Genomic DNA, 22,032 nt, shown 5'->3' with positions numbered 1-22,032 from the left:
CCCCAGTTCAAATAAATTCGTTAAACATATTTTTAATCCGCTCGAACATACCGGGTTTAGATGAAGGTGCAGGGCCCGCTTTGCGGCTTGGCGCCGAAGTCTTCTTCACTGCGCCAGCGCCTCGAACGCCCATATACTTCGACACATACTGAATCATACCCACACCACTGCTATAGGCAGAATCCTTCACTCCGATATAATCTGGCAACGCTGTACGTACTGAGCTTTCCAACTCTATCTGGGCTAGAGCGAGCGTGCCAGGAAGAGCTACCGCGCCGCCTGTCAGCACATATCCGTTTACTTTATCTCCATAACCTAAACGGCGCACCTCTTGCCGGATCAACTGGAAGATCTCCTGCATCCGCGGCTCGATGATGCTAGCCAAATCTCTTTGAGAAAATTCCTTTTCTACGTTGCTGCCCATACGGGTTACTTTGAATTTCACATCCTCCGCAGCGTCAGCTACGATGGCGCATCCGTATTTCAGCTTGAACTTCTCCGCTTGATCGCTTTGTGTACGCAAACCATACGCAATGTCGTTCGTGACGAATTCGCCGCCAATCGGCAGCGTCGCTATGGCGGCCAAGCCGCCTTGCTCATAGATAGCAATCGTCGTAGAGGCAGCGCCAATATCGGCAAGTACCGTTCCGATGATCTTCTCATCCTTCGTTAGCGACATAACGCCGGAAGCCAGCGACAATAGGATGACGCCGGAAATGCGCAAACCCGCTTTCTCCACACAGCGCATCAAATTATGTATGGCTGTCTTTGTTCCTGTCACAATCGTTGCTTCAACTTCAAGTCTTACGCCGATCATGCCCCGAGGATCGGATATTCCTTCAAGGCCGTCCACCAAGTATTGCTTCGGCACCAGATTGATAATTTCCCGCTCTGGCGGCAGCGCTACGACTTTCGCTGCTTGAAGCACGCGCTCTATATCTTCTTCTCCAATTTCTCGATCCTCATTGGATACGGCAACAACGCCATGATTGGTCTGCAATCCAATATGATTGCCTTGTATACCGACATAAACATCGGATATCTGAATATCGACCATACGCTCCGCATGCTCAATAGCGTTGCGAATCGATTGCACGGTTTGATCAATATCGACGATTGCTCCCTTGCGTATACCCTCTGAGTCGGCAGATCCAACTCCAATAATATTAATGGCTCCATTGTTCATCTCGCCAATAATAGCACGAACCTTGGATGTACCGATGTCCAAACTGACGATGATGTCATTGCTGCTCAACTCGCGGCACCTCCGTTCCTAAATAATAATGAGTACATTTTATGTTGTGAATATGAGTAAGTCTCTCTACTTATTCAACGCTCTTAATATTTTCCCTCTTTTTTCAACAAATTTTTCATAACTTTCATGAAGCGTTGTCGAAGCGTGGCTTTTATGCCTGATTATTTGTTTTATCTAATGTAGAAAGGAAGCTGAATGGACATTGCGCCGCCGCCCGCAGCGCATGGTTATGCCTATTCTCAGAAACATCGTAAATAAAATTCTACCATTCTTTCAAGGAATTTAGTAGTCTCTTTTTACTCAGATTCCACTTTTTCTGTATAAGACTCCTCTCCCTCTTCCCCCGTATGGAAAGGAACGTACGTATCAGCGAGCAGCATCGTAATTTTGCCCGGCTCCTGTGTCTCAATAACCGCATTCAAAGCATCTATCTTCTCCGTCAGTACGGATACGGCCGTAATCACTTCAAATTTGGTGCGCGTGTACATGCGGATGCGATCAGGATACGCCTTCGAAGGAATCGGCGAGATCTCGGACAGATCGAGCAGTTGCTTGGCCGGAATAAGTGCAAGCTGTTTTGTCAGCTCCAGCTTCACGGGATCGTTCGTCTCCCATCCGGATAATACCGGCTTGTCCAGCAGTTGAGAGCCCTCTTGCTGCGCCGATACGCTCGTCCCGTTCGATAATAGCGCTGTCAAATCCCCTTGCGGGGACAACTCGAATGCGACGACCGGATATTCCTGCACCATAATCTTGACAATCCCCGGGAATACCTTCATCACCTTCGCCTCTTCCACTTGAGGCAATGCCTTGACGTTGGAAGATATATCAGACGACGCGATCTGGAAGAATGCCTCCCCCACTTCAACTTTCGAAGCTCCGGCAATTTGCTCCGTCGTGGTGAAATGCGTGCCGGAAATTTGAATTTCCGATATTTTGCTAATGGATGAGTTAAAGAAAAGTACGGAAAGCAGTGCGATAAATAATAGAAATAGAACGGCAAGCAGCTTTTTATTGCCTCTGCGTTTACGCGGTGGTTCCTTTAGCACAGGCATTTGTGTGCTCATAACTTGTCCCTCTTTTCTGTGAAACGAAGGCTTCCTCAGGGTTTGCGTGAGCAAACCCACATTCGGAAGCATTAGCTTAACCGTTGGCAAGCAACCCCCGCATCAGAAGCATGCGCTCCAGGCTGGCGGTACAAACCAATGAAAGCCGATGTCATCCCTGCCATGATCGATAGTCAGGAACGCCATTCGTTTCTATATGGCCGAAGTCTAGCATATATAATTAATGATTAGGTGCTTGCGGCACAGGCGAAGACCTGGATATACGCGCTCCGAGCCTTGTGAGCATCGTCTCGATCCGGTCGTAGCCGCGGTCGATATGATGAACCTGCTCAACCACCGTCCTGCCCTGCGCGGCAAGTCCTGCGATAACAAGAGCGGCTCCTGCCCTTAAGTCAGTCGCTTCTACCGTCGCTCCATACAGGCGAGGCACACCCCGTATAAATGCCGCGTTCAGATCGACACGGATGTCAGCTCCCATGCGCGACAGCTCATCCACATGCTTAAGCCTGCCTTCGAAAATCGTTTCTTTCAATATGCTGACTCCATCGGCCAGCGACAGCAATACCATGATCTGAGATTGAAGATCGGTCGGAAACGCCGGATAGGGCGAAGTGACAATTCTCTCTACTGCTTTTGGTCTGGCAGAGCTGCCGACCTTTATTATATCACCGTCGACGACGATTTGAACACCTGCGCGGCGCATCACATGAATAAGCGAGGATAAATGGGCGGGCTGTGTTTCCTGGAGCGTGACCTGGCCGCGCGTAGCCGCGGCAGCCACCATAACGGTTCCCGTGACGATACGGTCAGGAATAACCTTGTATCTACAAGGAGTAAGCTGATCGACGCCATCAATGGTAATGGTATCTGTGCCCGCTCCCATAATTTTGGCGCCCATCGCATTCAAGAATCGCTGCAAGTCTTGTATTTCCGGCTCGCGCGCGGCATTGCTTAGCGTTGTACGCCCCTCTGCCAGAACGGCAGCCATCATAATGTTTTCCGTAGCTCCGACGCTTGGGAAGGACAAATGTATGTCTGCTCCCGTTAATTTGCTTGCCCGGCATACAATGCGGTTGCCGACTTCCACGATCTCCGCGCCAAGCGATTGCAAGCCTTGCAAATGCAAATCAATCTTTCTCTCGCCTATCGCGCATCCCCCAGGCTGATAGACCTGCGCTTCGCCGAAGCGAGACAGCAGCGGCCCCATAAGAAATATGGAGGAACGCATCTGTTTCATCAAGCTCTCCGGCACATGGGACGTATGCGCGGAGGTTGTGTCCAGCACTACCGTATTGCCCGTATGCTCGGCACGGCATCCTAATTCGCGCAAAATGTTCAACATGACATCGATATCCAGCAAATGCGGCACGGAATCGATCGTCGTCGTGCCTTTCGCCAGCAAGCTGGCAGCCAATATCGGCAAGGCGGCATTTTTCGCTCCTTGGATAACTATGGTTCCTGAGAGTGGTTTCCCGCCTTCAATCACCAATTTGTCCAATGTATCACCTCCGAATTACCGCTCGCCCACTACCAATACCTCCGGCACCAGCTTGACGCCAAAACGCTGCTCTACAGTGCTCTGAATATGGGACATAAGGGCGAGAACATCTCTAGCTGTCGCTTGCCCGGTGTTGACAATAAAATTGGCGTGCATTTCGGATACTTGCGCTTCCCCGATATGGAATCCTTTCAGTCCGGCTTCCTGAATCAGCCGCGCCGCATAATCGCCAGGCGGATTGCGGAATACGCTACCTGCTACAGCAAGCTGCAGGGGCTGAGTCCTCAGCCTGCGCTCCTTATAGGAGGCCATAGCGGATGCAATCTCCATCCGATCTCCTTCCGCCAGCTCGAACGCCGCTTCCACGACCAGGCCCTTCATCTCGTGAAGAGCGGAATGACGGTAATCAAAGCGCATTTCCTCTGCTTCATAACGAACCAATTCTCCTGTTTCCAGTACAATGTCAGCATATTTGAAAATACGTGACACATCCGATCCGTGCGCTCCAGCGTTCATGTAGACGGCTCCGCCGACCGTGCCCGGAATTCCCCCTGCGAATTCAAGTCCCGTCAAGCCTTGCTTGCCTGCCATAACCGACAGCTTGATAAATGAATAAGACGCGCCTGCAATAGCGGTCGCCCCTTCGAAACGCACGTAATCGAGACCATTGGCCGGTTTGATCACAACGCCGCGAATACCTTTGTCGCTAACAAGCATGTTGGAGCCGCGACCCAGATTGGTCCAGCTTTGCCCATGCTTAATCAGCAGTTTTACAATGGCAATAAGTTGCTCTTTTCCTGCGGGAAGGATTAATAGATCGGCGGGACCGCCGATTTTCCATGTTGTATGTTTCGTTAGCGGTTCGTCAAATAATAGTGTTCCAAGATTCGCTTGCTCAAGCTCCGCTATAAGTGCTTCCATCTGCGACTACCTCCTTCAATGCTGCATATCATGCCGTTCGCTGCGGCTCTCTTAGGGCCGCTGTTATGTGATCTTACGCTCCCGTTGGTGTCGGTCACGAATATAAGGTATCCTATGCCCTCTTGCTGCGTTGTGTGACAATCGCCCAGTTCATCCGCCTATCGGCGCTTGCTCTCCATTTGCATCAACGCAGCCGCAATACGGTTTGCCGAATCGGGCACAGCCAGCTTCGTCGTAGACGACGACATTGCCTTCATGCGGACTGTATCACCGAGCAGCTCCTCCATCAGACGAAGCAACGCTGCGCCGGACAGATCCTTCTCCAGCAACAGTTCAGCGGCTCCGGCCGATACTAGGCTGCGCGCATTCGCCTCCTGGTGATTGTTCGTCACATTAGGCGACGGGATCAGAATAGACGGCAATCCCAGCGCTGTAATCTCTGCCAGGGAAGAGGCTCCAGATCGGCTGACAACGAGCGCAGCGTCCTTAAGCACCTCAGCCATATTATGAAGATACGGCACCAGTGTAAGCTTCTTAAGAGCCTCAGGCGCTTCTTCAGCGATACGCGACTTCGTCGATTCATAATAGATTTCGCCCGTTACGAAGACGATCTGGGCGTCCCCAATGTGATTCAGCATTGGAGCCATCTCGATTATGGCTTCATTCAAAGCACGAGCTCCGCGGCTTCCCCCCACAACCAGTGCGAGGCGTGTGGACGGAGCCAAGCCCAAAGACTGAAGCCCCCTGCCTGGAACGGCTCGGAGCACGTGGGACGCACATGGATTGCCCGTGAAGGACGTTTCCTTCGCCCTCGGGAACTGCGATGTCGACTCCGGGAAGCTGACGCCGACATGATCGGCATAGCGGGATAAGAATTGATTGGTCAAGCCTGGAATGGCGTTCTGTTCATGAATGAACGTCGGAATGCCGAGCTTGGCCGCCGCATAGACGACAGGGCCGCATACGTAGCCGCCCGTACCAATAACGACATCCGGCTTGAATTCGCGTAGCAGTGATTTGGAGCGCTGAGCTCCTTTCAGGAAACGGATTACGGTTTTCACGTTCTCGAATGACAGTTTCCGGCGAAAACCGGTAATCTCAATCGCTTCGAACGGAATGCCCTGCTCCGGTACGACCTTGCTCTCCATTCCTTTTCCCGTGCCAATATATAACAGCTTCGTGTCCGGATCGTTCTGTAACATATGCTTGCCTACGGCGACCGCGGGATAAATATGGCCGCCGGTTCCTCCACCGGTCAACACGATACGCATAATCTTCACCTCGAATAACGGGATATGTTCAGCAAAATGCCGAGCGCCGTCAGCAGCAGAGTGAGCGATGATCCCCCGTAGCTGACCAGCGGCAGCGTAATGCCGGTTACGGGCATCATGCCGATGACGACACCAATATTGATGAGCACCTGCACGCCGATAATGCCGGTAATCCCGACCGCGAGCAGGCTGCCGAACGTGTCTGGCGCTGCGATTGCAGCGCGGATACCACGCCAGACGACCACCAGGAATAATAGTATAAGGGCGGCGCCGCCAATAAAGCCAAGCTCCTCCGCCAGAATAGAAAAGATAAAATCCGTCTGAGGCTCAGGCAAATAGCTGAACTTCTGACGGCTCATGCCAAGTCCGAGTCCCACTAAACCGCCAGGCCCGATGGCAAATAACGATTGAATGATTTGATAGCCGCCGCCAAGCGGATCCGCCCATGGGTCCAAGAAGGACGTAATGCGCTTCAAACGATAAGGAGCAGCAAGAATCAGGCCGACGAAACCGACGACGCCGATCATCGCAAGTCCGCCCAGATGAGATAATCTGGCCCCGGCCGTAAAGATTAGAATAAGCGATGCGCCTACCATAACCGCGCCTGTGCCAAGATCCGGCTGAAGCATAATAATGCCGAATGCAAGACCAACGAGCCCAAGCGGCGGCATCAGTCCTTTGGTAAAGTGGGTAATAGTCTGCTGTTTCTCTGACAGCCATTTCGATAGAAACAGGATCATAGCCAGCTTCATAAACTCGGACGGCTGGATGCCGAAGGAGCTGATGCCGAGCCAGCTGCGCGCTCCGCCGCGAACGACGCCCACGCCGGGAATAAGTACAATAACGAGCAATCCAAAACATACGATAAGGGCCATAGGCGCCCACTTCTTCCAGACGGAATAATGAACGTTCATAGTAAATAGTAACGCACCTACGCCCAATACGGCAAACAATAGCTGTCGCTTCACGTAATAAAACCGATCGCCGAACTCATGGAAAGCGAGCACAGCGCTCGCGCTATACACCATTACAATACCGATCGCTAGAATAAGCCCTATTGCCGCAAGCAGCCAAATATCCGGGGCAGACCGCGCTTTTGCCATCGCGAACACCTCTTAGCATGGGAAAGTAGGGACAGGCCCCCTACTTACAAGGTATGCGCCGATTGCTTAAAAATGCTCCCTCTCTGCTCATAGGATGCAAACATGTCCCAGCTCGCGCACGCAGGCGACAGCAGGACGATATCGCCCGGCTCTGCCAGCGCAGCCGCTTGCCGGACCGCTTCCTTAAGCGTGCCCTCGGCGTCACTCTCAGCGTTCACCGAATGGGCATTAGCTAAACCTGCAAGCTCTGCAACGCGAAGAAGCTTCTCCTTCGTCTCACCCAGAGCGACCAGCCCTTTCAAGCCTTGGAATACAGGCAGCAGCTCCATATAGTCAGAACCTCTGTCCAGCCCGCCTGCAACGAGTATAATCGGACCCTTGAGTGAGCGGATCGACATCGTAGAAGCGGTCGGATTGGTTGCTTTGGAATCGTTGTAGAACTTGACTCCATTATGCTCGCGGACAAATTCCAGACGATGCTCGACACCTTTGAAGAGCTCCAGCGGCCTCGCGAGTCTTTCAGGCGGAGCCCCGGCAGCAAGCGCAGCTGCAATAGCCGCAAGCGCATTAGCCGTATTGTGCCGCCCTGGAATGCCAAGCGTATCGACCGGCATGATAACAGTCTCACCGCCCTCCGAAGCCGAGCGGCGGTACACGATCATGCGTCTCGGCTCTTCCGCTCTCTCTGTCAGAATGTCTCGGCTGTACGGAGGCTCCACGCATACCCCCGTCTCCAGCCGCTCATACAGCGAGAATGGCAGCACATCGGAGGAGAGCTCCTCGGCAATGGTCCGACAAGCTTCATCATCCCAATTCAGAACCGCGGTATCTCCGCTTTCTTGATTCGCGAACAGCTTACGCTTAGAGGCGATATAATCCTCCATATCGCCATGATAATCCAGATGCGTCTCCGCGAGATTCAGCAATAGCGCAATCCGGGGACGGAATGCGGATGTGCCTTTCAACTGGAAGCTGCTCAGCTCCGCTACAATCCAGCCGTCCTCTTCTGCTTCCTCTACTGCATCACACAACGGCAAGCCGATATTCCCTGCGACGATGGGCTTCTTACCCGCCGCCTCAAGCAGCTTGCCGATGAGTGTTGTTGTAGTCGTTTTGCCATTGGAGCCTGTAATCCCGATGATCGGAGCAGGTGAAAGCCAATACGCCGCTTCGACTTCCGTAATCACTTCTACCCCGCGATCAAGCGCTTGACGCACCGGCGGAGCGGAATACGGAATGCCTGGATTTTTGACCAACAGCGCGGTTCGCCCGTCGATCAGATCGTCCGGATGGTAGCCGCATAGCACAGAAATGCCCAAAGCGGTCAATTCGTCCGCTTCGGGACATGTCTCTTTCTTATCATTTACGATGACATCTGCGCCCAGCTTGTGGAACAGCTTCGCCACGCTGACGCCGCTTCTGGCAAGACCCAAAATAACGACACGTTTGTCACGATAGGTTGACGGATGATTCATAACGACATCCCTTTCTATGGATGCAGGAAGCGGCTCTCCCTGCGAGAACCGCCTCTTGCGTAATAGTTATTATTTTAGATAACGAACATAATGCCGATCGCGGCGAACACCAGTCCAACCAGCCAGAACACCGTCACGACCTTCCACTCGGACCAGCCAACCAGCTCAAAGTGATGATGGATCGGACTCATTTTGAAAATACGCTTCCCTCTTGTTTTGAACGAAGCCACTTGCAGAATGACAGATAGCATCTCCAGAACAAAGACGCCGCCGATCACGATAAGCAGTAGCTCTGTCTTCGTCAGAATCGCAACAGCGGCAATGCCTCCGCCAATGCCTAAAGAACCCATGTCACCCATGAACACTTTGGCCGGGTGGGCATTAAAGACGAGAAAACCTAGCACAGCGCCAATCATCGCGGCCGAGAAGACGGCAGACTCATGCGCTACCGTCTGCAGCGCGACAATCGTGAATGCGCCGAACGCAATCGCGCTTGTCCCCGCCAGCAGGCCGTCTAGTCCATCCGTGAAGTTGACGGAGTTGCTCGCTGCGAACATGATGATTACGACGAGCGGATAATAGAACCAGCCTAGATCAAAACCCCAAGCGGTTCCCGGAATCGTAATCTCTGTACTATGATTCATATTATAGAGCATAGCACACACGATTACGGAGAACAGCAGCTGACCGAACAGCTTCTGCTTCGCTGTAAGGCCAAGCGATCTCTTGAATACGATCTTGATATAATCGTCCAGAAAGCCTACCAGTCCGAATCCGAGCGATGCCGTCAGCAGAACCCAAAATTCAGGGGTTTTGTCCGCGAAGCGCAGGAACGCAATCATGAGGGCAATCATAATAATGATGCCGCCCATCGTTGGCGTGCCGCCCTTCTTCAAATGGCTTTGCGGACCCTCCGTACGAATCTGCTGGCCGAACTTCAGCCGCCGAAGCAAAGGAATGAATAATGGCCCGAGCAGTACCGCTAGCAGGAAAGAAGTGCCTATTGAAAACAAGATGACCATCATGTCCATTTCCTCACCCCTTCTCCAAAGCTTGGACAACCTGCTCCATCCGCATTCCTCTTGAGCCTTTGACAAGGACAAGATCCTCCGGGTGCAGCTGTTCCCGAACCCACTGGGCCAGCTCGTTTTTGTCTTCAAAATGACGGACATAGCCGGCTTCTGCCGCTTCCGTCAGGTTTTTAGCTGCAGCTTCAACTGTAATCGCCGCTAACGCGCCGAACGTTGCAACTGCCTCCGCCTTGCCTTTCGTTATATACTCGCCAATCTCCCGGTGCAGCGACTCCTCTTCCGGACCGAGGTCCAGCATATCGCCCAGTACGATCCATCTGCGGCCGAATCCGCTAAGTCCGCTTACCAGGTCGATAGCAGCGCGAACGGCTGTGGGGTTGGCGTTGTAAGCATCGTTAAGTATCGTCGCCCCATTATAGGCTTTCGACGGTTCAATCCGCATGCCTGTCAATTGCAGCCCTTGGTAACCGGTTGCGATGTTATCAGGCTTGACCCCGAAGACGCGGGCAGCTGCGATTGCAGCAAGCGCATTGCTAATATTATGACGACCCGGAGTAGAAATATGAAGCTTTTCCAATCCTGTGTCGGCATCTTTGTAACGAGCGGAGAAGGTGCTTCCATCAGTTGAAAGTCCAATATCCGCCGCTGACCACTCGTTGCTGCTCTGAAGTCCGAACGTGCGTAGCGTAATGCCTTCCGGCAGATGCATCGCTTCAAGACCTTCGTGGAGCAACGGCTCATCCCCGTTGAACAGCAGAATGCCGTCATCGCCAAGGCCAGCCGTAATCTCAAGCTTCGCCTTTGCAATTCCGTTGCGCGAGCCAAGCTGCAGCATGTGGGCCTCGCCAATGTTCGTAATGATGGCTACATCAGGCTGTGCGATCTTCGTCAGCAGCTCGATTTCGCCGAAACCGCTCATACCCATCTCAAGGACGGCGACTTCCGTCTCCTCGTCCATTTTCAGAATGGTCAGCGGCAAGCCGATATGATTGTTCAAGTTCCCCTCTGTCTTCAGCACGCGATATTGAGTGGACAGCAGCGCTGCTGTCATATCCTTGGTCGTCGTCTTGCCATTGCTGCCGGTAATGCCGATCACGCGCGCCATCAGTTCATTGCGGTAGGCTGCGGCCAGCGCCTGCAGTCCCTCCAGCGTGTCCTTCACGAGCAGGAACGGAAGATGAGCCAGCGAGGCCGGTATCTCCCTGCCGCGCTGCCACATAATCGCTTTCGCTCCGCTGGCAACGGCTTGCTCCACGTAGTCGTGACCGTCAAACCGGTCGCCGACCAGCGGGACGAACAACTCGCCGCTCCCTGCCAGTCTGCCATCTGTCATTATACCGCTTATGATTTCCTCCGGGCGGCCGCCCTTGCGCGCTCCGCCGCACATGGACGCGAGCTGCCCTACTGTCCGTTTAATCAATGTAATAGTCCCCTTATAGCTTCTTTTGCTTCAATCCGGTCATCGAAAGGATAGACTTTCCCTCCGATCAGTTGGTAGGTTTCGTGACCTTTCCCCGCAATCAATACTACATCGCCTTGGCTTGCCATTTCAACCGCTTTTTGAATAGCGGCGCGGCGATCTGGTATGAATAGGCAGCGGGACGCATCCTGCTCCCCCTCTGCCAGCCCTGCAGCGATGTCCGCCATAATCTGGTCCGGGTTCTCCGTCCTCGGATTATCGGACGTGACGATGACCATATCAGCGTAACGGGCTGCGATCTTGCCCATGAGCGGCCGCTTGGTCCGGTCGCGATCGCCGCCGCAGCCGAATACGCATATGATGCGATGGTCCGCGAATTCCTGTACGGCCCGCAGCACATTCTCCAGCCCATCAGGCGTATGGGCATAATCGACAACGACGGAGAAGGGCTGGCCTTCCTCCACGCTCTCCACTCGTCCGGGAACGCCGGGAATCGATTCCAGCGACGTCTTGATATCATCCAGCGCGATACCTTCAATGAGCGCCGCGGAGATCGCTGCAAGCGCGTTGTACACATTGAACTTGCCCGGCAGGCGGAGGCGAATATCGGCTTCTCCGCGAAACGTCTGGACATGGAAGAAAGTACCTCTTGCAGATACGGATATAGCCGTTGCCCGTACATCGGCTTCCTTCTCTATGCCATATGTGATGACTTCAGCGGAAGTCAACATCCTGAAGCGGACGGAAGCTTCGTCATCGGCATTCAGCACGGCGTAGCAACGCTCCTGCGCCGGCTGCGAGTAAGCATTGCCAAGTCTGGAGAAAAATAACCCCTTCGCATCGGCATATTGCTCCATCGTACCATGATAGTCCAGATGATCCTGCGTCAAATTAGTGAAGATCGCCGTACGGAAGCGGCAGCCCTTCACCCTTCCTTGCTCCAGCGCATGCGAAGAAACTTCCATCGCGCAGTAACGCATGCCCGCATCCCGCATCTCGCCAAGCTGGCGTTGCAGTTCATGCGCATCCGGCGTCGTTCCTTTCATGGGGAACGATCTGCCGTCGTAGCGCCATTCGATCGTACCTATGACGCCCGTCTGCATCCGCTGGTCATTCCATATTTTTTCTATTAAATAAGTCGTAGTCGTCTTGCCGTTTGTGCCCGTCACACCGATCAGCTTGATCTTCTCGCTTGGATGGGCATAGACATGATCCGCGATTATGGCGGTTGCAAGCCGGCTGTCCTTGACGAGAAGCTGCGGCACGTCGAGTGCGAGGAGCCGCTCCGTGACGATAGCTACAGCTCCCTTGCGGACAGCCTCCGCCGCATAAGCATGGCCGTCTACGGTCAATCCCGGCACACACAAGAACAGCTGCCCGGGCTCAACCAGCCTCGAATCCTTCTCGATACCTCTAAACTCCGTATCCCCATCCCCAACCAATCGAGCTGTAATGAGCAAATCCGTAAGATCGCGCAGACGCATCTCTTTCAAGCCTCCCTCGAATACTCTGAACGGAATACTATATGCCGCCCAGAGCAAACGCGTTAACGAGGGGAAAGCTTAGTGTGAATGAGGGATATCCTCTTCATCGCCCAGATAGATGCGGATCGTGGAGCCCCGATCGACCCGCGTACCTGCCGCAGGCGCCTGGCGAATGACTACTTTGCCGGTTCCTGCGGAAGTCAGGTTGAAATTCATATTCAAGTCCTCGTAGAGATCAGATACACTCTTACCAATCAGATTGGGGACGGCCACAATCGGCGTCTCGCCGTACTTGTATAACCGGTCAATCTGCTTCTCCCGAGGCGGGATATCCAGAATGGTCAAAGCGTCCTCCATAATATTGCGTACGATCGGAGCTGCCACGACACCGCCGAATTGGATGCCCTGCGGGTTATCAACGGCGACATAGACGACGATCTTGGGATCGTCCGCAGGTGCAAAGCCAATGAACGACACGATATGCTCATTCGGAGAATAACGCCCGTTCACAACCTTCTGCGCCGTTCCCGTCTTACCGCCCACACGGTAGCCGTCAATAAAGGCATTGCGCCCCGTGCCTTTGGCAACAACGCTCTCCAACGCTTCGCGCACCTGACGCGACGTCTCCTCGGAGATGACTTGGCGTACAACCTCCGGCTCCATCGTCTGCACGACTTCCCCGCTCTTCCGGTTGATAAACGCCTTCGCCACATGAGGCTTGTAGAGCGTCCCTCCGTTAATAGCAGCCGACACCGCCGCAACCTGTTGAATCGGAGTAACCGACACCCCTTGGCCGAATGCAGTTGTCGCCAGCTCCACCGGCCCCACTTGACTCAGCTTGAACAGGATGCCGTTTTCCTCGCCGCCAATATCAATGCCGGTTTTCGTGCCAAATCCGAAGTCCTTAATATATTGGAACAGCGTATCCTTGCCCAGTCTGTTGCCTAAAGCGACAAAACCGGGATTGCAGGAGTTCTCCACGACTTCCAGAAACGTCTGGCTGCCATGGCCGCCCTTCTTCCAGCAGCGCAGTCTCGCTCCCCCGATCTCCACCGCACCGGGATCAAAAAACCGCTCGTTTTTCAAATCTACTTTATTTTCTTCCAGAGCCGCCGCGAGTGTAATGATCTTAAAGGTAGAACCTGGCTCGTAAGTCATCCAGATCGGCAAATTGCGGTTGTAGACCTCGGATGCCACTTCCTTGTACTTGTCAGGCTCGTACGTCGGACGGCTCGCCATAGCAAGAATTTCCCCATTGCTGGGGTCCATTGCGATAGCGATAATACTGTTCGCTTGCAGCGATGTCATCGCCTGGTCGAGCTCGCGCTCCATAACGGTCTGAACCGCCTGGTCGATCGACAGCTGCAGCGTCAGCCCTTCCTTCGGCTCGATGTACATATCGGAGGAATTCGGCATCTGACGTCCTGCAGCATCTGACAGCCAAGAGACATTCCCTTGTATGCCGCTAAGCATCTCATTGTATTTGGATTCCACACCCGTAAGCCCTTGATTGTCGATACCCGTGAAGCCTAACAAGTGAGCTGCCAGACTGCCGTAGGGATAAAAGCGCTTATTGTCCTCGGCCACTACAATGCCTGCCAGACTCAACTGCTGGATTTCGTCGGCTTTCTCCAGCGTAATCTTCCTGCCGCCGGGTGCCAGCTTAACGATCATCGCTTTGGTCTTAAGTTTCTTCAAAATGTTCTCTTGCGACATATCCAGCAGTCGAGACAATGTTGCCGCCGTCTCCTCATGATTCTTCACCTGCACAGGAATAGCCCATACCGTTGGCGAGCTGATATTATAGGCAAGCTGAACGCCATTGCGATCCCATATCTCGCCGCGCTTGGCTACATACGGGATGTCGCGCCTCCATGAGTCCTCCGCTTTCTCCGCCAGCTCTGTACCCTTCCACAACTGTACGTAAGCAAGCCGAGATCCCAGCGCAATGAACGCAACGCCCGCAAGGATCAGCACGATGAACAGCCGACGTCTAACCGTCACATTCGATACTTTCATTCCTATTCCTCCTTGTACCGCCGCTTGGCAACGAGCGTACGCTAACGCTCATTCCCAGCCTATTCGGGACAAGGAGGGGTTATGACAAGCTGCTGAGCCATGTCCTAATTTTCTCCGACATGCTCAATATCGGTAGTCGCTGGAGGCTTGCCGTCTGTTGTGTCCGACGAATCAGCATCTCCTCTGCCGGCTGATGTATCAGAACCGTCCGTCTCGCCTTCTTCGCCGGCGCCCTCCGTACCGCTATCGTCTATGTCATTCGGATCCAGCTCGACGTATTCGTCCGAACCGATCGGCGGCGACAGCTTCACCCGAATGATCCTCGTTCCATCCTTCTCCTCTACCTTCTGTGAGACAACAAAACCTGTACCTTCTGTGAGCAACTTCGCTCCGATAAGCGAGGATAGCTCCAGCGCATCCCTGAGCGATACGCCGGTCAGATCCGGCACCGCAATCTTGTTCCGCTGCTCAGTAATGAGATAGAGACGCTGCGTTGGATGGATAGAGGAGCCTGCAGCCGGAATCTGAGCCACAACCGTGCCGCCATTGCCTACGATTTCGAACGGCATCGCTTTGCCCTTCAGTTCTGCTTTGGCTTTTGCGATATTTTTGTCCTTCATGTCCGGTACTTTTACTTTAATTTCCTTCGACTCGGACTGCGGCTCCCAGTTCGGTGCCACGCCCATCTTCCGCAAACTTTTCAGCATAATCTCGCGGAAGGCCGGCGCTGCGACCGTACCGCCGCCTGCCGCGGCGTTATTCGGCTCGTCAACAGCAATATACAGGACGATCTTCGGATTCTCTACCGGCGCGTAGCCGATAAAGGACACCATAAATTTCTCCTGTGAATATTTGCCGTTAATAAACTTCTGGGCTGTACCCGTCTTCCCCGCTACGCGGTAGCCTTCGATATAGGCGTTTTTACCGGTACCGATCGTTTGGTCGGAAACAACCTGCTCCAAATATTCGCTTACTTGGCGAGAGGTTTGCTCAGAAACCACCCTTCTGACCATCTTTGGCTCCGTCATGGTAGTGGTTTTGGTCATCGGGTCCGTAATGCTTTTAATAACATGCGGCTCCATCAGCTTGCCGCCGTTCGCAACGGCGGCTACGGCTGCAACCTGCTGAATCGCGGTTACCGCTACGCCTTGACCGAATGATGCTGTAGCGATTTCACTGTTGTAGCGGAAACGAATCGATCCCGTCGCTTCATTCGTTAATTCAATACCCGTTTTCTGTCCGAAGCCGAACTTTGTGAAGTAATCACGCAAACGTTCCGCTCCGAGTCTTTCAAGTCCCAGCTTAATAAACGCAACGTTACTGGACAATTTCAAGCCCTTCAGGAAGCTAATCTGACCCCATCCGTCCAGGTTATGGTCACGAATGACAACGGTATCCCCAGGTATCTTATAGCGGCCAGATTGATACTCTTCTTCAGGGTTAAACAATCCCTCCTCGACCGCCGCCGCCAATGTAGCGATCTTGAACGTTGAACCTGGTTCATAAAGCGAACCCACCGCATGGTTATACATATTGGTAAATGGACTTTTATTATATTCGTTGGGATCATAATCCGGCATATTGGCCATCGCCAATATCTCCATCGTATTGGGATCGGCTGCGATCGCCGTTGCACTCTTCGGCTTATACTTCACCATAATTTCACGAAGCGCTTGCTCAACATAATTTTGAATTTCGTTATCTATCGTCAGGGAAATGTTGTCTCCATCCTTCGCCTGCTGGAAGTCGACCTCGCCTTTGGCAAGCTGTACGCGCGCTCCGTCTTTCTCATATCGGAAATAACCGTCCACGCCAGTGAGCCGATCGTTGAAGTACGCCTCGACACCTGTCATCTTCTCGCGGTCCAAGCTGACATAGCCTACTAGCTGTGAGGCTAGCGTATTGCGAGGGTAATAGCGTTTGAGCGTCTCGGTGATCATGATGCCCGTATCATTGCCCAGTTCCCTTTCGAGCATATCCTTCTTCAACTCTTCCCTGAACTCGGACAGCTTGTCTGCTAGTGCCTTCTCGATTTGCATGCCGCCATTGCGCAGCTCTCTGTGGGCGTATAACACCCCTTTGTCGTTTTTCGCGGTAACTACCGCGCGAACGACATCCTCCGGAATGCCGAGCGTCTCTTTCAGCCCGTCAATGACCTCCTTTGTTATCCCCAGCTTGTCTATCAGTCTCGGATTGACTGAAATATTGTAAGCAAGCGTGTCCATCGCCAGAACGTTGCCGTCCCGGTCCGTAATCGTCCCCCTCTTGGCCGTCAGCGTCTCTGTTGTCGCCCAGCGGTCTTTCGCCATTGTATAATACGTATCTCTGTCTACCACTTGCACATAATAGATTCTGCCGATGAGAACGAGAAAAAGGAGGGTCATTACCCCTCCAAACAACAACGTACGCAATTTAATCCGTTTACTCATAATGTCACACCCTATTCATGCATAGCTATGCTGGGATTGACGCTATCTTTCTTGACCGTTATACCGTTCTCTATATTGCTGACCATGCCTTGCGTGGCTGCAATCTTACGGATACGCTCCGGATCGCTGAGCATCTCAACTTGGCGCTTCAGCTCCGCCATTTCCACGTTTAGCGTCCGTTGCTCCGTGTTCATTTGTTTAATATGGAGGTTCATATCGTAGATGTGCGCGTAACGAGAAATAATAATGCCGGCTACGACAACACAGACGATAACTGTGAACAAATACAAGAGCTTCTCCTGTACGGGCAATGACTTGCGTTTGATGACAACTTTTTTTGTTTCGCGAATGACTTCTTTTTGTTCCGGCTTTCGCTTTGGCTGAAGCGCCAGATTACCATTTACGTACGCCACTAGTAGATATCCCCCTCTTTTATCCCAGTTTCTGGGCTATTCTAAGCTTCGCCGATCGAGCTCTTGGATTGCCCTCAAGCTCCGCCTCACTAGGCAGAATCGGCTTTCGGTTAATTAGCTTGAGTGTGCCTTTATTACCGCATACGCAAAGCGGAAAGTCTGGCGGGCATGTACACTTCTCTATATATTTTGCGAAAATCTGCTTGCAGATTCGATCCTCCAAGGAGTGAAAGGTAATTACTGAAGCTCTCCCGCCGGGAGCCAGACACCTGATGCTCTGTTCAAGCGCTTCCTCCTCTGCACCCAGCTCATCATTGACTGCGATCCGCAGCGCCTGGAAGGAACGCTTAGCGGGATGGCCGCCCGTTCTCCGCGTAGCCGCAGGAATGGAAACCTTAATTAGCTCTGCCAGCTCGCCTGTTTGCTCGATCGGCGCTTGCTGTCTAGTCTTCACTATATTTTTCGCAATTTTGCGGGCGAACTTCTCCTCACCGTACCGGTCGAGAATGCGTGCAATGTCCCGCTCGTCCCATGTATTCACAATATCGTATGCCGTCAGATCGCTCTCCCTGTCCATTCTCATGTCCAGCGGCGCGTCATGATTATAGCTGAAGCCTCTCTCTGCCTCGTCCAATTGCGGACTCGATACGCCAAGATCGAATAAGATGCCGTCCACCTGCGGTACTCCGTCTGTCATCGGTACATCGCAGCCCCGAAGCTCCTGCTCCAGGTAACGAAAGTTGCTTCGTACAAGCGTTACTTTATCCATATATGGGGCAAGCCTCTTGCGCGCATTATCCAGCGCCCAGTCGTCCTGGTCGAATGCGATCAATCGTCCTCCTGCACCGAGGCGGGATGCTATTAGCTCGCTATGTCCCGCTCCTCCGAGCGTGCAATCGACGTATATGCCGTCCGGCTTGATCGCCAAGCCGTCAACCGCTTCCTCCAATAACACCGTTTTATGCTGAAACACGCATTAGTCCTCCCATTCCTATTGTCCACCTAGATGTCAGCTCAAACTTAAAAGTTAAAGTCAAAATCAACCAGCTTTTCGGCAATTTCATTAAAGGTCTGCTCTGATTGCTCATAGTAGCCTTCCCATGTCTGTTTGCTCCAGATCTCTACACGGCTGGATACGCCCAGCACCATGCAGTCTTTATCCAGCTTCGCATATTCCCTTAGATGGCTTGGTATATTTACCCTTCCCTGTTTGTCCAACTCGCATTCCGTTGCCCCGGAGAAAAAGAACCGGGTGAAAGCGCGCGCATCGGACTTCATAAGCGGCAGCGTCTTCAGCTTCTGCTCCAGTACGCTCCACTCGCTCATCGGATAGACGAATAAGCAATTATCAAGACCTCGTGTGGCAATAAAGGCTGTACCTAACGAGTCGCGGAATTTAGAAGGAATAATAATGCGCCCCTTCTCATCGATGCTATGTTGATATTCACCCATAAACATGATGCCGCTCCACCCCTTCCCCCATATGCCCCACTTTGTCCCACTTTTCCCCACCTTGTAACAGTACTTCGCCACCTAAAATAAAAATCCTGCTCCATGAGCAGGATTTTCATAAATTAATTTAGACTATTAATCATCTATTCCTAGACGCTTTATAAGGATTAGTTCTCAGGGTCCAGAAGCTTGATTCTACCCCGCAAAAAGTCCTAGATCCATAGATGGAGAAACCATTATTAACTATTCCAGCTGTCCAAGTAAGCGATTTGCTCCGGTGATAGCTTATCGATTCCAAAACCAAGCGACTCCAGCTTCAGTCTAGCCACTTGCTCATCCAGCTCATACGGAACATTGACAACCTTGCTTCCTAACGATTGGAACTGTTCGTTCACATATCGGAGGGACAACGCTTGAAGGGCGAAAGTCATATCCATAATTTCTGCAGGATGGCCGTCGCCAGCCCCCAGATTGACCAGCCTGCCGTCTGCCAGCAGATAGATACTGCGGCCGTCCTCCATTTTGAACTCCTCAATATTGTGGCGCACCGTACGCTTGCCTGTAGACATCGCTGCCAGATCCACCTTGTTCACTTCCACATCAAAGTGACCGGCATTGGAGAGGATTGCTCCATTCTTCATCACTTTGTAATGCTCACCGTGGATAACGCTGCGATTGCCTGTCACAGTAATGAACATGTCGCCATGCTTGGCCGCTTCTTGCATTGGCATTACCGCAAATCCGTCCATATAGGCTTCTACCGCTTTGATTGCATCAACTTCGGTCACGATTACCGTAGCGCCAAGTCCTTTCGCGCGCATTGCCACGCCTTTGCCGCACCAGCCGTATCCCACAACGACTACCGTTTTGCCGGCAACGACAAGATTGGTCGTACGGTTAATGGCATCAAATACGGATTGCCCCGTACCATAGCGATTATCGAATAAATGTTTGCAATATGCATCGTTGACAGCAACCATCGGGAAGCTCAGCGAACCTTCCTTCTCCAGAGCTTTCAAACGGATAATGCCTGTCGTTGTTTCCTCTGCGCCTCCGCGCAGATTAACGCCAAGCTCCCGACATTCGCTGTGAAGCAGCGTAGCGAAATCGCCGCCGTCGTCAATGATGAGATCCGGCTTCGATTCCAGCGCCTTGATGTTCAGAGCCTTTAGCTCCTCGGGGGTCACGTTGTACTTGGCGAATACAGTAATGCCGTCCTCCGCCAGCGCCGCGCACACATCATCCTGCGTGGACAACGGATTGCTGCCTGTAATCGTCACCTCCGCACCGCCTGCCTGGACTACCTTGGCCAGATAAGCCGTCTTCGCTTCCAAGTGAAGACAGATCGATACCTTCAGTCCTTTGAACGGCTGATCCTTCTGGAATTGCTTCTTGATCTCGTTCAATACCGGCATGTGGGCGCTCGCCCAATCAATCTTCAAATGACCTTCCGGCGCAAGCGTCGGATCTGCAATAATATTTTTCTCCAATAGGCTCAAAACAGTTCCCTCCAATGAGTTTCGTATGCTTATAAATAGACGATTTCGTGTCCGCCCGTACGGTCATATGGCGCGTCAAGCAGCTTGCTCAGCCATGCATCGCCGTAGCGATTCCAATAGACGACCATCGAGAGCACGCGCTCCTGCGGCTTCCTTGCCGGTAGAATAGCCGTTGCAACACGATCTAATTGTCTAATCGATGCCTCGAATTGCTTATTGTACGCATCCACCGTTTTGGATTCCATGTAGCTGATCTGCTCCAGAATCTTGGTCATATTGGTCTCTCCGAGCTTGGCAAGCCCCGCTTGTACGGTAGCCGCCATATCGACCAATGGCTTGTACATCTCCTCGAATGACGCTCTGACAGCGCCAAACTTCTCTTCGATGGCCAGTCCATCCTGTTCCTTTAACCAAGCTTCCTTGCAATCGTCGAACCGTTCCATGACATCCCTGAACGAGAGCTCGTACTTGGCCATATTTTTCGCGATAGTCCCTTCAATGAGTGTATAGGACATACGCGGAACAATGATCGGCATCTCCATGCCAAGTGTGCGGAAGGCGCCTCCTGTGAGGGCCCAATAGGCGATCTCACCCGGGCCAAGCACCGTTCCAAGCACCGGGAACAAATAGTCCTGCATCAAAGGACGGGTAAGCACATTGTTGCTCAGCAGCTCCGGCTGCTCATCTGCAATCTGAAGCAGCTCCTCAGCTGTCCACGAGGATAGTCCCTTACGGTCTTGGAAGGAGCCTTCCTTCTTATGAAGCAGTGTGCGCTCTCCACCCTTCTCCGGATGGAACAGGAACAAATTCGCGCTTCCGGGAACAACATCCGCCTGCAGAGTATATCCCAAGGACTTCACCTTATCTGCAGCAGATAGATAAGCTTGCTCCAGCTCGTCATTGCGCTCGATCAGCTTTCGGAACATGGGAGCTTCCAGTCTGCGGATCTCCGGACAATCCGCATCCAGCAATACTAGACCTTCCGATCCGAACAAGTAGCTCAGCAGTCCTGCAAACATATCCGACAGCGAAGACGCTTGCCCGGACAGATCCGTCAGCTTCTCCAGCAATTGCGGCTTAAATTCGGAATGAGGCAATGATTGCTCCAAATCGGCAATCAATTGCTCCCAAGCTTCAGGAGCGAGCACAGTCCGGCTAACCGATGTTCTTGGTCCCTCCGGTCTTGCTGCTGCAAGCTTCTTCAGCTCCTGCTCCGCTGTAATGACATACGTATGATTCGCTTCATCCCAATCATGGTCTTCGCCCGCAATCCAGAAGACGGGCACAACCTTTGTTCCAAGCTGCTCGCTTGCCGATCTCGCGGCATGTATGATGGATACGACCTTATGGATAACAAGCAGCGGGCCTGTCCAAAGACCGGCCTGCTGTCCACCAATCACAACAGGCGCACCTTCACTAATCGCTGCAATGTTAGCCAGCGCTTCTTCCGAAGCTCCCCATTTCGCCTGGTATACGCGCAGGCTATCCGCAACGGCAGCCGCATTCGCTCTTGTAGGAGTCAAGTCGCGCAGTGCAAGGGAACGGCGCTCCCAATCCCCCTCATTTCCTGCATGATAACTGTATAATTCCTCAATTCTTTCATCCGTCCGATGAATGTAAGCCTCCGTCAATGGCTGGGCAACGGGAAGACGATACGATTCTGTTGACATCATCAGCCAATCCTCCCTTATGTGT

Annotated in this window: 17 protein-coding genes; all 17 read right to left on the bottom strand. The window is 52.7% G+C overall.

Annotated features, from left to right (window positions below; all coding sequences use genetic code 11):
- Positions 1–7: 7 nt before the first annotated feature.
- A complete protein-coding gene (gene ftsA, locus DX130_RS04145) occupies positions 8–1,255 on the bottom strand; it encodes a cell division protein FtsA (protein WP_116043060.1) in 1,248 nt (415 codons plus the stop codon).
- Between the two features lie 296 nt (positions 1,256–1,551).
- Positions 1,552–2,322: a cell division protein FtsQ/DivIB gene (locus DX130_RS04140; RefSeq protein ID WP_116043059.1), complete on the bottom strand. Its 771-nt coding sequence runs from the start codon at positions 2,320–2,322 to the stop codon at positions 1,552–1,554.
- Between the two features lie 220 nt (positions 2,323–2,542).
- Positions 2,543–3,820: a UDP-N-acetylglucosamine 1-carboxyvinyltransferase gene (gene murA, locus DX130_RS04135; RefSeq protein WP_116043058.1), complete on the bottom strand. Its 1,278-nt coding sequence runs from the start codon at positions 3,818–3,820 to the stop codon at positions 2,543–2,545.
- Between the two features lie 15 nt (positions 3,821–3,835).
- Complete coding sequence (murB, locus tag DX130_RS04130) at positions 3,836–4,741, bottom strand: UDP-N-acetylmuramate dehydrogenase (RefSeq protein WP_116043056.1); 906 nt, start codon at positions 4,739–4,741, stop codon at positions 3,836–3,838.
- Between the two features lie 158 nt (positions 4,742–4,899).
- Positions 4,900–6,012 (bottom strand): undecaprenyldiphospho-muramoylpentapeptide beta-N-acetylglucosaminyltransferase, encoded by a 1,113-nt coding sequence (murG, locus tag DX130_RS04125; protein WP_116043054.1) that lies wholly within the window; start codon positions 6,010–6,012, stop codon positions 4,900–4,902.
- Between the two features lie 5 nt (positions 6,013–6,017).
- Entirely contained in the window at positions 6,018–7,115 is a 1,098-nt protein-coding gene (gene spoVE, locus DX130_RS04120) for a stage V sporulation protein E (RefSeq protein ID WP_116043053.1), read from the bottom strand.
- A 44-nt stretch (positions 7,116–7,159) separates the two neighbouring features.
- Positions 7,160–8,590, bottom strand: a complete 1,431-nt coding sequence (gene murD / locus DX130_RS04115) for a UDP-N-acetylmuramoyl-L-alanine--D-glutamate ligase (protein WP_116043051.1) — start codon at positions 8,588–8,590, stop codon at positions 7,160–7,162.
- A gap of 74 nt (positions 8,591–8,664) precedes the next feature.
- The gene (mraY, locus tag DX130_RS04110) at positions 8,665–9,621 is read right to left on the bottom strand and encodes a phospho-N-acetylmuramoyl-pentapeptide-transferase (RefSeq protein WP_116043049.1); all 957 of its coding nucleotides are present in this window, start codon (positions 9,619–9,621) and stop codon (positions 8,665–8,667) included.
- 4 nt (positions 9,622–9,625) lie between these two features.
- A complete protein-coding gene (locus DX130_RS04105; protein WP_240644462.1) occupies positions 9,626–11,038 on the bottom strand; it encodes a UDP-N-acetylmuramoyl-tripeptide--D-alanyl-D-alanine ligase in 1,413 nt (470 codons plus the stop codon).
- Complete coding sequence (locus DX130_RS04100) at positions 11,038–12,525, bottom strand: UDP-N-acetylmuramoyl-L-alanyl-D-glutamate--2,6-diaminopimelate ligase (protein ID WP_116043045.1); 1,488 nt, start codon at positions 12,523–12,525, stop codon at positions 11,038–11,040. The genes DX130_RS04105 and DX130_RS04100 overlap by 1 nt, the downstream gene beginning before the upstream one ends.
- A gap of 78 nt (positions 12,526–12,603) precedes the next feature.
- A complete protein-coding gene (locus DX130_RS04095; protein WP_116043043.1) occupies positions 12,604–14,544 on the bottom strand; it encodes a stage V sporulation protein D in 1,941 nt (646 codons plus the stop codon).
- 104 nt (positions 14,545–14,648) lie between these two features.
- On the bottom strand, positions 14,649–16,973 hold the full coding sequence (locus DX130_RS04090) for a penicillin-binding protein (RefSeq protein ID WP_116043041.1): 2,325 nt from the start codon (positions 16,971–16,973) through the stop codon (positions 14,649–14,651).
- Positions 16,974–16,984: 11 nt separating this feature from the next.
- Positions 16,985–17,386 (bottom strand): cell division protein FtsL, encoded by a 402-nt coding sequence (gene ftsL, locus DX130_RS04085; protein ID WP_116043040.1) that lies wholly within the window; start codon positions 17,384–17,386, stop codon positions 16,985–16,987.
- A gap of 19 nt (positions 17,387–17,405) precedes the next feature.
- Positions 17,406–18,359: a 16S rRNA (cytosine(1402)-N(4))-methyltransferase RsmH gene (rsmH, locus tag DX130_RS04080; protein WP_116043038.1), complete on the bottom strand. Its 954-nt coding sequence runs from the start codon at positions 18,357–18,359 to the stop codon at positions 17,406–17,408.
- A 47-nt stretch (positions 18,360–18,406) separates the two neighbouring features.
- A complete protein-coding gene (gene mraZ / locus DX130_RS04075; RefSeq protein WP_116043037.1) occupies positions 18,407–18,844 on the bottom strand; it encodes a division/cell wall cluster transcriptional repressor MraZ in 438 nt (145 codons plus the stop codon).
- A gap of 233 nt (positions 18,845–19,077) precedes the next feature.
- Complete coding sequence (locus DX130_RS04070) at positions 19,078–20,337, bottom strand: adenosylhomocysteinase (protein WP_116043035.1); 1,260 nt, start codon at positions 20,335–20,337, stop codon at positions 19,078–19,080.
- Between the two features lie 29 nt (positions 20,338–20,366).
- Entirely contained in the window at positions 20,367–22,010 is a 1,644-nt protein-coding gene (gene bshC / locus DX130_RS04065; RefSeq protein ID WP_240644312.1) for a bacillithiol biosynthesis cysteine-adding enzyme BshC, read from the bottom strand.
- Positions 22,011–22,032 lie beyond the last annotated feature (22 nt).

This window comes from Paenibacillus paeoniae (assembly GCF_003388735.1).
Lineage (GTDB): Bacteria > Bacillota > Bacilli > Paenibacillales > Paenibacillaceae > Pristimantibacillus > Pristimantibacillus paeoniae.
This window is presented reverse-complemented; position numbering and strand designations above follow the sequence as displayed.